Source organism: Lentzea kristufekii (assembly GCF_033949925.1).
In the GTDB taxonomy this organism is placed as follows: domain Bacteria; phylum Actinomycetota; class Actinomycetes; order Mycobacteriales; family Pseudonocardiaceae; genus Lentzea; species Lentzea kristufekii.
Genome location: NZ_JAXAVV010000010.1, coordinates 14,792 through 29,119, shown reverse-complemented (window position 1 = coordinate 29,119; position 14,328 = coordinate 14,792). Strand labels below are relative to the sequence as shown.

15 protein-coding genes are annotated in these 14,328 nt (G+C 71.1%); 6 read left to right on the top strand and 9 right to left on the bottom strand.

Annotated elements, in window-relative coordinates; all coding sequences use genetic code 11:
* Nucleotides 1–198 precede the first annotated feature (198 nt).
* From SK571_RS20915 to SK571_RS20895, 5 genes are read right to left on the bottom strand one after another with little or no spacing between them, the layout of a single operon-like run.
* Entirely contained in the window at nucleotides 199–1,290 is a 1,092-nt protein-coding gene (locus SK571_RS20915) for a glycosyltransferase family 4 protein (RefSeq protein ID WP_319985778.1), read from the bottom strand.
* On the bottom strand, nucleotides 1,291–3,777 hold the full coding sequence (locus SK571_RS20910; protein WP_319985777.1) for a glycosyltransferase: 2,487 nt from the start codon (nucleotides 3,775–3,777) through the stop codon (nucleotides 1,291–1,293).
* A gap of 3 nt (nucleotides 3,778–3,780) precedes the next feature.
* A complete protein-coding gene (locus SK571_RS20905; RefSeq protein WP_319985776.1) occupies nucleotides 3,781–4,332 on the bottom strand; it encodes a hypothetical protein in 552 nt (183 codons plus the stop codon).
* Complete coding sequence (locus SK571_RS20900; RefSeq protein ID WP_319985775.1) at nucleotides 4,329–4,847, bottom strand: hypothetical protein; 519 nt, start codon at nucleotides 4,845–4,847, stop codon at nucleotides 4,329–4,331. The genes SK571_RS20905 and SK571_RS20900 overlap by 4 nt, the downstream gene beginning before the upstream one ends.
* On the bottom strand, nucleotides 4,844–5,746 hold the full coding sequence (locus SK571_RS20895) for a glycosyltransferase family 2 protein (RefSeq protein WP_319985774.1): 903 nt from the start codon (nucleotides 5,744–5,746) through the stop codon (nucleotides 4,844–4,846). The genes SK571_RS20900 and SK571_RS20895 overlap by 4 nt, the downstream gene beginning before the upstream one ends.
* A gap of 20 nt (nucleotides 5,747–5,766) precedes the next feature.
* On the opposite strand from SK571_RS20895, the gene SK571_RS20890 reads away from it, so the two are divergent.
* From SK571_RS20890 to SK571_RS20880, 3 genes are all read left to right on the top strand, one after another.
* Complete coding sequence (locus tag SK571_RS20890; protein ID WP_319985773.1) at nucleotides 5,767–6,738, top strand: glycosyltransferase family 4 protein; 972 nt, start codon at nucleotides 5,767–5,769, stop codon at nucleotides 6,736–6,738.
* 80 nt (nucleotides 6,739–6,818) lie between these two features.
* A complete protein-coding gene (locus SK571_RS20885; RefSeq protein WP_319986028.1) occupies nucleotides 6,819–7,946 on the top strand; it encodes a glycosyltransferase family 4 protein in 1,128 nt (375 codons plus the stop codon).
* A gap of 26 nt (nucleotides 7,947–7,972) precedes the next feature.
* A complete protein-coding gene (locus SK571_RS20880; protein ID WP_319985772.1) occupies nucleotides 7,973–8,827 on the top strand; it encodes a glycosyltransferase family 2 protein in 855 nt (284 codons plus the stop codon).
* 39 nt (nucleotides 8,828–8,866) lie between these two features.
* Here the strand turns inward: SK571_RS20880 and SK571_RS20875 are convergent, their stop codons facing one another.
* A complete protein-coding gene (locus SK571_RS20875) occupies nucleotides 8,867–9,253 on the bottom strand; it encodes a hypothetical protein (RefSeq protein ID WP_319985771.1) in 387 nt (128 codons plus the stop codon).
* 101 nt (nucleotides 9,254–9,354) lie between these two features.
* On the opposite strand from SK571_RS20875, the gene SK571_RS20870 reads away from it, so the two are divergent.
* Genes SK571_RS20870 through SK571_RS20860 form a run of 3 tightly spaced genes read left to right on the top strand, consistent with a single transcriptional unit; the run spans nucleotide 9,355 to nucleotide 11,493 of the window.
* Entirely contained in the window at nucleotides 9,355–10,422 is a 1,068-nt protein-coding gene (locus SK571_RS20870; protein ID WP_319985770.1) for a mannose-1-phosphate guanylyltransferase, read from the top strand.
* Nucleotides 10,415–11,296 (top strand): DNA-3-methyladenine glycosylase family protein, encoded by an 882-nt coding sequence (locus SK571_RS20865; protein WP_319985769.1) that lies wholly within the window; start codon nucleotides 10,415–10,417, stop codon nucleotides 11,294–11,296. The genes SK571_RS20870 and SK571_RS20865 overlap by 8 nt, the downstream gene beginning before the upstream one ends.
* Before the next feature lie 8 nt (nucleotides 11,297–11,304).
* Nucleotides 11,305–11,493 carry a hypothetical protein gene (locus tag SK571_RS20860; protein ID WP_319985768.1) on the top strand — a complete coding sequence of 63 codons (189 nt, stop codon included), beginning with the start codon at nucleotides 11,305–11,307 and terminating at the stop codon, nucleotides 11,491–11,493.
* 10 nt (nucleotides 11,494–11,503) lie between these two features.
* Here the strand turns inward: SK571_RS20860 and SK571_RS20855 are convergent, their stop codons facing one another.
* From SK571_RS20855 to cofD, 3 genes are read right to left on the bottom strand one after another with little or no spacing between them, the layout of a single operon-like run.
* Nucleotides 11,504–12,031, bottom strand: coding sequence for an NUDIX hydrolase (locus SK571_RS20855; RefSeq protein ID WP_319985767.1), 528 nt, complete (start codon nucleotides 12,029–12,031; stop codon nucleotides 11,504–11,506).
* Entirely contained in the window at nucleotides 12,028–13,350 is a 1,323-nt protein-coding gene (locus tag SK571_RS20850; protein WP_319985766.1) for a coenzyme F420-0:L-glutamate ligase, read from the bottom strand. The genes SK571_RS20855 and SK571_RS20850 overlap by 4 nt, the downstream gene beginning before the upstream one ends.
* Nucleotides 13,343–14,296, bottom strand: coding sequence for a 2-phospho-L-lactate transferase (gene cofD, locus SK571_RS20845; protein WP_319985765.1), 954 nt, complete (start codon nucleotides 14,294–14,296; stop codon nucleotides 13,343–13,345). The genes SK571_RS20850 and cofD overlap by 8 nt, the downstream gene beginning before the upstream one ends.
* Nucleotides 14,297–14,328: the final 32 nt, after the last annotated feature.

Sequence of the window (14,328 nt, the reverse complement as noted above, 5' to 3'; positions counted from 1 at the left end):
GGCATGTTCGATTCCGGGCGCAAACCTCAGCGTCCCGCGACAGAGGATTCCGATCGGCAGCGCTTCCTGAAGTGCGTTGCTGTTGTCACGGGCTCGCGGCAGGTGTCGATGAGTCAGCTCGACAAGCGTTCACCGAGGCCGCACTCTCGGTGAAGTCGTTGGGGCGTCAGGGTTTCCTGACGCCCTTCAGCGTGCACGTCAGGCGCGGCTGCGCCGGTACGCCTCGACCGTCTTCTCCGCGCACCGCCGCCAGGTGAACCCGGAGGCGTACGCGCGTCGCTCGGCCTGTGCCTCGGGAGTCGCCGGAGCCGCGACGGCACGGGCGAGCGCGTCCGCCAGCGCCTCGACGTCCCCCACGGGCACGTGCAAGGCGTGCCCACCGGCGACCTCGCGCAACGCGGGCACGTCCGAGCACACCACGGGCACGTTGCACGCCAGGGCTTCCAGCACCGGCAGCCCGAATCCCTCGTCCCGCGACGGCAGCACCAGCGCCGTGGCGCCCGCCACGACCGACCGCAGGTGCACGTCCGGCAGGTACCCGGTCCGCAGCACCCGACCGTCCACACCGGACCGGCCGGGCCCGACGATCACCAGCGGCGGCAGCGACGGGTCGGCCGCGTGCGCCTTGACCAGGTACTCCAGGCCCTTGCGCGGCCCGTCCGCACCCACGAACAGCAGGTACTCCGAGGACAGCCCCAGCCGGCCGCGCAACGCGGGCGACGGCGGACGGGAGGCGAACCACGCGGGGTCGACGCCCAGCGGCGTCACCATGATCTTCTCCAGCGGCACGGAGAACCGGTCCGCCACCACGGAGGCGACGGCCGCGGTCGGCGTGCAGATCACGTCGGCCCGACCGGCCGACAGCCGGACGAGTTCCGGCAGCCGGCGATCGGACGCCGGCAGGTCGCCGGGCGAGTCCAGGAACGCCAGGTCGTGGATCGTGACGACGCGACCGGCCCGCACGGTCGGCGGCAGCACGAAGTTCGTGGCGTGCATGACGTCGGTGAACCCGGCCAGCATCTCGACCGGCGGGAACGGGGCGCGCAGCCACATCTGGCGCAACGCCCGTGCCGCGACGGGCAGGCCGCGCGCCGTCACGTCGTGCGGCAGCACCGTCCGCAACGCGCGCCAGCCGCGCAGCGTGAACGCCACCGCCCGCACGTCGACGTCGTCCGCCATCGACGCCAGTTCTTCGGCCAACGCCGCTGTGTAGCGGCCGATTCCGGTGCGGTTTCCGAGCAGGGGGGTGCCGTCGAGCAGCACCTTGAGGGGTTTCGGGGATCTCGCCATTTACCTGCCACCACGCGCGATCTTGCGCAGGCGCCCCGTCGCCCGCTTGGCCAACTCGGTCGGGCCACCCGCGTCCAGGTACTCGCGCACCAGTTGCAGGTCCCGCTTCACCTTGTCCGCCTTGCTCAGCCCCGGTGTGCGCACCATGGGGGCCGAGCCGGGCAGACGGTCCGCGGCGGGCCTGGGGTTGCGGCAGAACTCGGCCAGCGGCGCGAGAGCCGTCTCCCAGGTGAACCGTTCGCGTACGACGGCGATGCGCTCACGGCACGCGGCCGCGAACTCCTCGTCGTAGAGCACCTTCTCCAGCGCGTCGGCCAGTGCCTCCGGGTCCTCCGGTGGCACGACGACGCCCAAACCCTCCCGCAGCACCAGGTCCGCGAACGAGTCGCCGGACGTGGTGACGATGGGCAGTCCCGCCCACAGGTAGTCGAGCACCCGCGTGCGGAACGCGAACGTGGTCTCCACGTGTTCGTAGTGCGTGGTGACACCGCAGTTCGCGTCGAGCAGCCAGTTCTGCCGCTCGGTGTAGGGCACCCACCCGTCGTTGAAGAACACGGTCTCGCCGGTCAGCCCCAGCTGCGCGGACAACGCCCGCGTCTGGCCGGCGATGTCCATGTCCGGGACCTCGGGGTTCGGGTGCTTCATGCCCAGGAAGTACAGCTTCGCGGACGGCTGCCGCCTGCGCAGGTGGTCCATCGCCTCGATCAGCGACAGCGGGTCGAACCAGCTGTAGACGCCACCGGCCCAGATCACGACCTTGTCCGCGTCCGTGACACCGGGCACCACGCCCTTGATCGCGGGGCCGGTGCGCTGCGGCGGCTTGCCCGACAGTCCGAAGGGGACGATCCCGAGCAGCGACTGCGTCGTCGGGTCGTTGTCGTACAACGTCGGCGTGAGCCGGCCCAGCGCCGCCAGATGGCCCAGCCAGAAGTGCCGCTGCCGCTCCGACGCGCACAGGAAGAAGTCGCCGCGTTCGAGCTGCGTGTTGAGCACCTTCGTGACGGCCGCCAGGTCGAGGGCGCGCTTGTCGTCCGGCTTGTCCTTGCCCTGTTCCAGCATTTCCAGGTGCATCGGGTCGTACATGTCGCAGACCACGATCTTGGTCGACGACTCCTTCTTCAGCTCGCCGACCATCTCCAGCCCGTGGCCCTGCAGCACCACCACGTCCGCCCAGGCGACGTGCGGCGGCAGTTCCTTCGGCCGGGCTCGCTCGATGGCGAACGGGGCGTCGGGCGGCGCGCACAGCGGGTTCGTCGTGACCAGCCGCACCTGGTGCTCGCCGGACAGCACGTCGGCCATGTGCCAGGCCCGGATCGCGGGGCCCGCCATCCGGTCCGAGATCGCGTCGCCGGTGATCACCAGGATCTTGCGCGGCTTGCCGAAGACGTCGTCGAGGCCGAGGACGTCCACGAGAATGTCGTGCGCGGCGAGGTAGCGCGGCAGGGGATAGGCGGGCTCCAACGCCTTGCGCATCAACGGAACCAGGTCGGTGTCCGACATCCGGCGGGCGGCCTGCTCGACCTTGCGCGACTCGGCCAGCGACGGCATGAGCTCGACGAACTGGTCGATCGCGAGGAACCCGGCGAGCGCCTGGCGGGACACGCCGACGGGCTCGCGGTCGGAAGCGGGGTCGGCCGGGCGGCGGGTGATCTCCAGCTGCGTGGGATCGATCTCACCGCGTGCCGTCGCCCGGCGGACGCACAGCGCGAGCGCGGCCGGCAGCACCTTGGCCAGCGTCTCGTCCGAGAAGTTCTTGTACAGCGACATGAGCGCGTTGCGCTCGAGCAGGTACAGCTCGCGGCTCTCGTGGATCGAGCTCATCGACGCGTGGTGGCGGTGGAACGTGAGCGACGCCGGTTCGTAGCGGACCCGCCAGCCGCGCAGGTTGAGCCGCCAGCCGAGGTCGACGTCCTCGTAGAACATGAAGAACCGGTCGTCGAACCCGCCGAGCTCGCGGTAGACCTCGGCCCGCACGAACATCGCCGAGCCGGTGCCGAACAGCACGTCCTTCGGGCCGTCGTGGCTGCCGTCGTCGTCCTGCCCGGCGTGCCGCTTGTAACCCATGCCGAACCACGTCAGCCCGCCGTCGACGAAGTCGATCTTCTCGCCGTCCCAGTCGAGGACCTTGCTCGCGACCGACGCGACCGCCGGTTCGGAGTGGAACACCCGGATCGCGGCCTTGATCCAGTTCCGGTCCGCGCGCGCGTCGTTGTTGAGGAACGCGAGCACCCCGCCCGTGGCGTGCTCGACGCCGAGGTTGCAGCCGCCCGCGAAGCCGAGGTTCTCCGGCGAGGTGACGATCTTGACGCCGGGCAGTGCGGCCTGCAGCCGCGCGGTGTCGTGCGCCTCGTTGTCGACGACGATCACCTGGAGCAGCTCTGCCGGGTAGTCGACGTCGGCCAGTCCGCGCACGCAGGTGATGGTGTCGTCCGCACCGCGGTAGTTGACGACGACGACGGACACGACGGGCAGCGAGGCACGATCCACGCGCTAAGCCTGCCTCATCACTCTGCGCGCCCGCAGTGTGGTTGCACAGATCAGGAGCAAGACGACAGCAAGAGGCACGCCGAAGACCCACTCCCCGGACCAGTCGTTGCGCTCGGCGAGCAGCGGCCGCATCAGCGGGTGCCGCAGGACGGTGGCCGGACCGGGCTGCATCCTCTTGTCCTGCTCACCCCGGACGACGATCCGCAGCGCGGCGCCGTCCGGGCAGGTGACCTGGTGCGCGAAGACCGGGTTGTCCGGCCCCGGCACGTCCTCGACGCTGGTGATCACGCACGTCTGGGGCGTGGCGAGGACGTCCATCAACGCGCGATGACCGTCGCCCACGAGCACCGCTGTGCCGGGGATCACGACCATGAACGCGGGCAGCACGAGCCACGCCGGCCCGAGCTTGCCGACGCCCCACGCGAACGCCAGCGACAGCAGGCAGCACGGCACCAGCACCGCGAGCTCGTACTGCTCGGGCACGACGGCACCCAGCAGGACCGCGGCGGCGACGGCGACGAGCCCGATCACGATGAGTGGTACTGGCCGCCTCACGGCTGCTTCCTGAGCAGCCGCGCGACCGGAACGAGAAGAGTCATCGCTCCGGGGACGCTTGTGACCAGGAGGAGGTTCCATCGGGTGTCGTCCGCGAACATCGGCGGCAGCGGCGGCCCGGTCAGGACGTCGGCCTCGGTCGTCTTGAGGCGGTCGTTCCAGTTCCGGTCCAGCTCGATCTCGCCGCTGGGGCAGGCGAGCACGTAGTCGACGCTCGGGTACTTGGCGAACGGGTGCTCGTCGGTCGCGGTGACCGCGCACCGCTCGACGTGCCCGATCCGCTGCATCAGCACGCTGTGCACGCCGAAGGTCAGCACGAACGGCGCCACGAGCCCGAGGACGAACGCGGGCAGCGCGATCCACTTGCGCTGGGAGAGCCCGCTGACACCCAGGGCGTAGGCGAGGCCGCCGAGCAGGCCGATGAACACCAGCCCGTAGGTCAGCGTGATGCTCACACCGACGCCGAGCGCCAGCGCGGTCAGCCCGCCGGCGATCAGCAGCCAGGCCGCCCTCACCGGCCGGCCCAGTCCTGCCAGACGCTCCTGCGGGAGACCGTCGTCCTGATCATGAGCCGCTGGACGAGCGTGGCGGGGAGTCTGAGCAGCACCTCCGCCAGCACGCGGGTGCGCAGTCCGAGCCGGAAGTTGGCGGCTTCCGGGACGTTCCGGCGGAACGGCAGCAGCGCCGTGATCACCAGGAACCGCGCGAGCTGGGCGAAGGCCGCCGACGCGGGCGCGCACCGCAGCAGCATCAGCAGCCGGTTGCGTTCGTTCCAGCGGTGGAAGAGCGCCGAACCGGGACGCGTGCTCGCGCCGTGCCGGTGCCGGACGCGCGCCGGCCCGACCGAGATCACCCGGTGGCCGGCCAGCCGCAGCCGCCAGGCCGTGTCGGTGTCCTCGTAGTAGCAGAAGAAGCTCGCCGGGACGCCGCCCACGGCCTTGAGCTCCGCGGTCCTGAGCAGTGCCGCGCCACCGCAGAACCCGAACACCTCGCGGCCGGCGAGCACGACGTCCTTGCCGTGGCCGTCCGCCGTCAGCGCCACGCCGACGGACTGCGTCGAGCCGTCCATGAGCAGGATCGACGAGGTGGCGGCGGCCGCGCCGGGCTCACCGTCGAGAGCGCGCTCCAGTTCGGAGAGCCACGACGGGTCCGGTGCGGCGTCGTCGTTGAGCCACGCGACGTACGGGGTCTCGACCATGTCGAGAACGGCGGCGAGGCCGCCCGCGTAGCCGCGGTTGCGGGGCAGCCTCACGACCTCGTGCCCGCTGATCAGCTCGGCTGTGCCGTCGTCGGACGCGTTGTCGACGATGATCGTCCTATGTGGACTCTTCTGGGTCTTGAGGGCGTCCAGGCACGCCGTGATGTGGTCACGGCCGCGCCACGTCACGACCACCACGGTGCTGACTGCCGACACGGCGTGAGACGGTACGCGACGTGCCCGAGCTAGTAGTGCTGACCGAGCAACTGAACGCCCCGGTCCCCGGCGGGACCGGCCGCTACACGGCGGAGTTGCTCGAGGCGTTGGGGGAGAACGCCCCTCCCGGCTGGACCGTGACGACCGCGGCGACGGCCCGCGCCGACCGCGTGATCAGGGTGCCGCGCCGGGCGCTGGTGGCGTTGTGGGAACGCGGCCTGCCGCCGAAGCTCGGCCCGCACGTGCACGCCCCGACGCCGCTCGCGCCGCTGCCGGGCGCGGTCGTCACCGTGCACGACGTGGTGCCGTGGACGCACCCGGAGACGCTGACTCCGCGTGGGGTCGCCTGGCACCGCAAGGTGATCGCACGTGCTGCTCGTGAGGCGCGCGCTCTGGTGGTGCCGACACAGGCCGTTGCGTCCCAACTGGCGGAGTGCGTGCGTGTGGACGTACCGGTGCACGTCGTGCCCAACGGCGTCACGCGGCTGGTCGGTTCACCGGCCGATGACCTGCCCTCGTCGTACGTGCTCGCCGTCGGCACCGTGGAGCCGCGCAAGGGCTTCGGGTTGCTGGTGCGGGCGACCGAGCGGCTTCGGGTGCCGCTGGTCGTGGTCGGTCCGCAGGGATGGGGCGACGTCGACCTGCGCGCGCCGCACGTGACGTTGCTCGGCAGGGTGTCTGATGCGCGCCTCGCCTCGGTGCTGGCCGGTGCCACCGTGCTCGCCGCGCCCAGCCTGGCGGAGGGTTTCGGGCTGCCGGTGCTGGAGGCGATGGCCGCCGGTGTGCCCGTCGTGCACTCCGACGACCCGGCTCTGGTGGAGGTCGCGGGCGGCGCCGGAACCGTCGTGCGGCGTGGCGACCTGGCGTCGTTGACGGAAGGTCTGCGGGCCGTTCTGGCGGATCCTCGTCACACGGTCGAGGCCGGGATCACTCGCGCGAGTGAGTTCACCTGGGCAAAGACGGCACAGGGAGTGTGGAAGGCACACGCTTGACGATCGGATTAGTGCATTCCCGTTAAACGCATTAGCGAATGACATTACGCTAGCTGATCGTGCCGACCGTCGAACCCAGCGTGCTGATCGACGCCACCGCGATCCCAGCAGATCGAGGTGGCGTCGGCCGTTACGTGGATTCGCTCGTCGCGGCGCTGGACGCGGACGGGACCAAGCTCTCCGTCGTCTGCCAGCCGCGCGACGAAGACCTGTTCACCAAGATCGCGCCGAACGCCCGCGTGATCCGCGCCGCGGACGCCGTCGCCACCAGGACGGCCCGGCTGGCCTGGGAGCAGACGACGCTGCCGCGCCTGATCCGCACCCTCGGCGTGGACGTGGTGCACTCGCCGCACTACACGCTTCCGCTGGCCGGCAAGGCCGCGTCGGTCGTGACGCTGCACGACGCCACCTTCTTCACCGACCCGGTGCTGCACTCGTCGGTGAAGGCCCGCTTCTTCCGCGGCTGGACCCGAGCGTCGTTGCGGCGCGCGGACCTGTGCGTGGTCCCGTCGCAGGCGACCGCCGACGAACTCGTGCGCGTGGCCGGAGCCGACCGCCGGGTCCTGCACATCGCGCAGCACGGCGTGGACACCGAACGCTTCCACCCGCCGTCACCGGACGAGGTTCTCGCGGTGCGCCGCACCCTGTCGCTCGGTGACTCGCCGTACGTCGCGTTCCTGGGCGCACTGGAACCGCGCAAGAACGTCCCGGCGCTGATCCGCGGCTTCGCGCAGGCGATGGTGGGCCGCGCCGATCCGCCCGCGCTGGTGCTGGCGGGTCAGCCCGGCTGGGACGGCCAGGTCGAGCGCGCGCTCGACTCCGTCCCGCACCGCATCCGCGTGATCCGCGCCGGCTACCTGCCGTTCGAGCAGCTGGCGGGCTTCCTGGGCGGTGCGCAGCTGGTGGCGTACCCGTCCCTGGGCGAGGGCTTCGGGCTGCCGGTGCTGGAGGCCATGGCCTGCGGTGCCTGCGTGCTCACCACCAGACGCCTGTCGCTGCCCGAGGTGGGCGGCGAGGCCGTCGCGTACTGCGGCGTCGGCGCGGGCGACATCGCGGCCGCGATCGCCGAGCTCCTGGACGACCCGGCTCGCCGTGCTTCGCTGGCGGCATCGGGACAGCAGCGGGCCAAGGACTTCTCCTGGGCCGTCAGCGCCGACCGCCACCGCCTGGCCTACGAGCGCGCGATGCTGGTGCGTCGCCGGCGCTGAGTCGAGGCGACGCTAGGGTGACGCGCGTGAACTACGGCGACGGACTTGGTGTCGTGACGGTCACGTACTCGCCGGGCGAGACGCTGGCTCCCTTTGTGGACACCCTTGCGAAGGCCACCACCCGTCCGGCGCAGGTGATCCTCGCCGACAACGGGTCCACCGACGGCGTGCCGGAGGCGGTGGCCGCTTCTCACGACCACGTCACCTTCCTGCCCACCGGCGGCAACCTCGGGTACGGCGGCGGCGCCAACCGCGGCGTCGCGGCGCTGGGCCCCGAGGTCGGATGGGTGCTGATCTCCAACCCCGACATCGAGTTCTCACCCGGCAGCGTGGACGCGTTGATCGACGCGGCGCAGCGGTGGCCTCGGGGCGGGATGTTCGGGCCGTTGATCCGGGAACCCTCCGGCGAGGTCTACCCGTCCGCCCGGTTGCTGCCCTCGCTGGGACGCGGGGCCGGGCACGCGCTCTTCGGCGCCGTCTGGAAGTCGAACCCCTGGACTCGGGCCTACCGGCAGGAGAAGGCTCCGGTGGAGCGTTCCGCCGGGTGGTTGTCCGGGTCCTGTTTCCTGATGCGGCGTGAGGCTTTCGACGCCGTCGGCGGGTTCGACGAGCGGTACTTCATGTACTTCGAGGACGTCGACCTCGGCGAGCGCGTCGGCGCGGCCGGGTGGTTGAACGTCTACGTGCCCGATGCCGAGGTCACGCACATCGGGGGGCACTCGACCGCTCGGTCCTCGGACCGGATGTTGAGGGAGCACCACCGGAGTGCCTACCGGTACATGGCCGATCGGCATGCCGGAGTGCTGTGGGCGCCGTTCCGGCTGGCGTTGAAGGCAGGGCTTGCGGCGCGGGTGAAGATTCTCACTCGCAAGTCGGGCTGATCTCCGGGGCTCCGGCCCCGGTCTTCTGTGCTGTGTCCGCTACATGTCGCCGCTCAGCCGTTGCGACAGCGAGTTGCGGGACTGCTGGTGGTGCGAGACCGTCGGGATCAGGCCCGGCTGGACCACCTGCGTGATCTCCGCGTCATCTGCCGGGGCCTGTTGCTGCGGCATCGGCTGCGTCGGCATGGGCTGGTGCGGTGCGTGGTGCTGGGGCCGCTGCGGCTGCTGGTGGCCCATCTGGGCGGGCGCGAGGATCATGGTCGAGTCCGGGTCCCGGCGCGGGTCCACGGCGTTGACCAGCGCGCGAGGGATCTGCTGCGTGTCGGACGCGTCCATCGGGGACGTCATGTTGTCCGGCGTCACGATGTTCCGCCCACGTGCACGGGCGCGGGCGAGCATGGCGTCGGCCCGGTCGCGGGGGTCCATGTCGGATTTAGCTCCTTGCCGGGACCAGATCCCGTATGACGATCTGCTTCGTGTCAGAGTATTCCGTCGAACGGCTTGCTGTAACGCGGAGGAGGAAAAAGGTGCACGGCGTCGAAGCTGTGGTGCTGGTCGGGGGCAAGGGCACTCGTCTTCGCCCGCTGACCCTGTCCGCTCCCAAGCCCATGCTCCCTACCGCGGGGGTGCCATTTTTGACGCACCTCCTGTCGCGGATCAAGGAGGCCGGCATCACGCACGTGGTGCTGGGTACGAGTTACAAGGCCGAGGTGTTCGAGGAGTACTTCGGGGACGGATCGAGGCTCGGGCTGGAGCTCGAGTACGTGGTGGAAGAGGTGCCGCTGGACACGGCGGGGGCGATCCGCAACGTGGCGGACAAGCTGCGTGAACCCGACGTGATGGTGTTCAACGGCGACATCCTGTCGGGCGTCGACCTGACGGGGATCGTGGACACCCACCGCGAGCACGAGGCGGATGTCACGCTGCACCTGGTGAAGGTGCAGGATCCCAGGGCGTTCGGGTGCGTGCCGACGGACGAGGAGGGGCGCGTCCAGGCGTTCCTGGAGAAGACCGAGAACCCGCCGACGGACCAGATCAACGCTGGTTGCTACGTGTTCCGGCGTGAGGTGATCGACGCTATTCCCGCCGGTCGGCCGGTGTCGGTGGAGCGCGAGACGTTCCCCGGGCTGCTGGAGGCCGGGAAGAGGCTGCAGGGGCACGTGGACGCCACGTACTGGCTGGACCTCGGCAAGCCCGAGGCGTTCGTGCAGGGGTCCGCGGACCTCGTGCGCGGCGTCGCGCCGTCGGCGGCAGTTGCACAGCCTGGCGACTACCTGGTGCTCGACGGCTCCGCGGTGCACGAGGGTGCAACGCTCAAGGGCGGCAGCACGGTCGGTGCGAACTGCACGGTTGCGGACGGTGCTGTGCTCGATGGCGCGATCCTGTTCGACGGAGCTGTTGTCGGCGAGGGTGCCTTGGTCGAGCGTTCGATCGTGGGTGCCGGTGCGCTCGTGCAGGCCGGTGCGGTCCTCAAGGACGCCGTGGTCGGTGACTCCGCGGTGATCGGTGCGCGGTGTGAGCTGATCGGGGGAGCGCGGGTGTGGCCGGGCGTCGTGTTGCCCGAGGCCGGCGTGCGCTTCTCGACGGATGCCTAGCAGAGCCTGGACTCCACCGTTCCCACTCGATCTGGGTGCGGTGCTCGGCAGGTTGCGCCGCGGGCCCGGCGATCCGTCCTTCAGCGCGGAGGGCGGCGTCTGGCTCGCGGCGAACACGCCGTGCGGGCCCAGCACGCTGCACATCACCAGAACAGGCGGTGAGGTGCTGGCAGAAGCGTGGGGCGAGGGCGGGCCGTGGCTGCTCGACGGCCTGCCCGCTCTGCTCGGCGCGGACGACACGGTGGACGAGTTCATCGCGCACCACCCGGTCATCGCCGAGTCGCGCAGGCAACGCCCCGGGCTGCGGCTCGGCGCCACCGGACGCGTCTGGGACCTGCTGTTCGCCTCGGTCCTGGAGCAGAAGGTCACCGGCGTGGAGGCCTTCCGGACGTGGCGTGAACTGGGCCGCAGGTTCGGTGAGAGCGCTCCAGGACCGAAGCCGCTGAAGGTTCCGCCGACGCCGCAACGGTTGCTGGGCCTGCAGGACTGGGAGTGGCACCAGTGCGGGCTCGACGGTGCCCGCCGGCGGACGCTGATCAACGTCGCGCAGGTCGCGCACCGGCTGGAGAAGGCCGCCGAGATGCGCAGCCGTGAACTCCTCGAAAAGGTGCCCGGAGTGGGTGTCTGGACGTCGGCCGAGGTGGCGCAACGGGCCTGGGGCGACCCGGACGCCGTGAGCGTCGGTGACTACCACGTCGCCAAGAACGTCACGTGGGCGTTGACCGGCACGCCGGGCGACGACGACGGCATGATGGAACTGCTGGAGCCCTACAAGCCGCAACGCCACCGCGCGGTCATGTACCTGGAGGCGGCGGGCCTGCGGCGGCCGCGGCGAGCACCGAGGTTCTCGCCGCGCGACTACCGCAAGTTCTAGGGGCTCCGTTGGCGAAGCGGCAGTACGTGGCGAGGGGCGTGCCCGGCGGCTACCGGATCTGGAACAACAAGTCGCGGCGGTGGTGGGGCGACCACTGCGAACTGTGCCCCGACGACCTCCTCGCCGAGCTGAACGGCGCCGCCGATCCAGCGCGGATCACCGCCCTGCTCAAGCGCTACCGGGCGCTCCGGCGCTGAGACCGGCGTTCTAGCGCAGGCGCGCGAGAGCGCTCTCGATCAGCGGGTGCAGGTCGTCCACGTTGTCCGGCAACGAGTCCAGCGGCCACCACTGCAGGTCGACGGACTCGGCCGAGCGCACCGGCTGTGCGCCGACGGGTGCGCGCACCAAGAACCGCACGTCGAAGTGCCGCGTCGGCTTGCCGAGCGAGCACGTGATCGGGTGCACGTCGAGGTGGATCGGCGTCGGCTCGATCCGCAGCCCGCGCATGCCGGACTCCTCGGTCGCCTCGCGCAGGGCCGCCGCGGCCAGGGACTCGTCCTCGGGCTCGCAGTGGCCGCCCAGCTGCAGCCACCGGCCCACGCGCGGGTGCAGCGTCAGCAACGCGTGCTCCGCGGTGGCGTCCAGGACCAACGCGGAGGCCGTGATGTGTCCGGGCTCGCAAGAGCGTCGGCAGGCGTCCTCGCGGGCCGCCAGGAAACCCAGGTAGGCCTCGCGCAGGGCGTCCTGTCCCGAGAACCGGCTCAGCGTCGAGACGGCGTCGGCGTGCAGTGTCACAGCTCGATCAGCCCTTCCAGCGGTTCGCGCGGCGTCAGCGGCTCGGTCGGGTGCCCGACCGCGACGGCGCCCAGCGGTTCCCAGTCGTCGGGAACACCCAGCACGGAACGCACGACGTCCGCGCAGAAGATCGTCGACGACACCCAGCACGAGCCGAGCCCCTCGGCGGCCAGCGCCACCAGCAGGCCCTGCACGGCGGCGCCACCGGCGACCGTGAACATCGTCTTCTCGGCGTCCGCGCGGCGGTCGTCGGGGTAGGAGTGCGCGCCGTCGCGCACGAGGAACGGCACGACGATCTCCGGTGCCTCCACCAGCAGGTCGCCCCGGCGGACCCGGCGCGCGATCTGCTCGTCGGTGAACCCGTCGGCGCGCAGGTCGGTTTCCCACTGCTCGCGCATGGCCTTCAGCAGTTCCGCGCGCTTCTCCCGCACCAGCACGAACCGCAGCGGCTTCGTGTGGTGCGGCGCGGGCGCGGTCAGCGCCGCACCGACCGCGCGCTTCAGGACAGCGAGATCGACGGGCTCGTCCGCGTAGAACCGCACGGACCGGCGCATCAGCACGGCCTGCGCACGGCCGGCCGCCAGCGCCTCCTCCGTGCCGAGGTTGAAGAGGTCCTCCTCGACCGGCCGGTTCAGGTCGCGGGCCGTGGAACCGTCGTCCACCACGTCGAACCCGCGCAGCACCGCCACCGGCACCGCGCCGAGCTTGCCCTTCACCAGGTCTGCTGCCGCGGCGATCTCGTCGGCGATCGCGACCATCGTCACCGCGAGCTGGTTGCCGTGCTCGTCCACCGAACCCGCGTAGTCGTGCAGCACGCGGATGCCGGAGGCGCCGATCGCGGCGTCGATCTGGCCCATCCGCCACGCGCGGCCCATCGTGTCCGTGATCACCACGGCGACCTCGACGCCCAGCGACTTCCTCAGCGCGGCGCGCAGCGATGCCGCGGAGCCGTCCGGGTCCACGGGCAGCAGCGCGATCTCGTCGCCCGCCACGTTCGAGGCGTCCACGCCGGACGCGGCCTGCACGATGCCGAGCTTGTTCTCGGTGATCAGCGTGCGCATCTTGCGGGCGAGCACTCGCACGGACTCCGCGTCGACGTGCTCGCGCCGGATCCTGTCCCGCTCCACGGGGTCGGCCGGGACGCGGACGAGCCGTCCCTCCACTTTGGACAAGACCTTGGACGTGACGACCAGCACGTCGCCGTCGCGCAGCCAGGGCGCGGCCTTCGCGATCGCGCCGGCCAGGTCGTCGCCGGGGCGAAATTCCGGCAGACCGGGGACCGGCAGCAGCTCCAGCGCCGCCGCGGCGTGATCAGTCAACGTCGACTCCGGCCAGTTCCAGAGCGTCCCGCGCCATCTGCGCCGTGGCGTCCACATCGGACATCAGCAGCGGAACGGCGCGGACCGCGACACCCGGCACGTCCGCGCGGTCGCCGGTGTGCACCAGCCACGCGTCGAGAATGCCGTCCTCGGAGCACTTGCGGGAGCCGTAGAGCCGCCCGACCGCCTCGGCCGTGGTCTCCACGCCGATCGCGTCCAGGCAGGCGTCGGCCATGCCCCGCAACGGTTTCCCGCCGATGATCGGCGACAGGCCCACGACCCCGGCCTCGGTCTTGCGCAGCGCGTCGCGCACACCGGGCACGTTGAGGATCGTGCCGATGCTCACCACGGGGTTGGACGGCGCCAGGACCACCGCGTCGGCCTCGCCGATCGCGTCCAGCACGCCGGGCCCGGCGGTGGCGCTCTCGGCGCCGACGAACGCGAACGACTGCGCGGGCAGGCCGGCGCGGTGCTTGACCCACCACTCCTGGAAGTGGATGGCCTTCGTCTCACCGTCGAGCTCGACGACGACGTGCGTCTCGACCCGGTCGTCCGACATCGGCAGCAGCTTCACGCCCGGCTTCCACCGGTCGCACAGGGCCTCCGTCACGGCCGACAGCGGATAGCCGGCGCGCAACATGCGGGTGCGAACGAGATGCGTCGCGATGTCCCGGTCGCCCAGGCCGAACCACGTCGGTTCGGCGCCGTACGCCGCGAGCTCCTCCTTGACGGTCCACGACTCGTCCTCGCGGCCCCAGCCGCGTTCGACGTCGATGCCACCGCCCAGCGTGTACATGCAGGTGTCGAGGTCGGGCGTGATGCGCAGCCCGTGCATCCACACGTCGTCGCCGGTGTTCACCACCGCCGTGACGTCCGCTCCGAGAGCTTTGAGTCCCTGCAGGAACTTGGCGCCGCCGACTCCGCCGACGAGTGCTACGACCTTCACGCCCGCCCATGCTTCCACAGCGCGGTGAGTGG

What these genes read in the sequence shown, in the direction of transcription:
- SK571_RS20915 (WP_319985778.1), bottom strand. Translation starts at nt 1,290, where the DNA reads ATGGCGAGATCCCCGAAACCCCTCAAGGTGCTGCTCGACGGCACCCCC.
- SK571_RS20875 (WP_319985771.1), bottom strand. Translation starts at nt 9,253, where the DNA reads ATGGACCCCCGCGACCGGGCCGACGCCATGCTCGCCCGCGCCCGTGCA.
- SK571_RS20865 (WP_319985769.1), top strand. Translation starts at nt 10,415, where the DNA reads ATGCCTAGCAGAGCCTGGACTCCACCGTTCCCACTCGATCTGGGTGCG.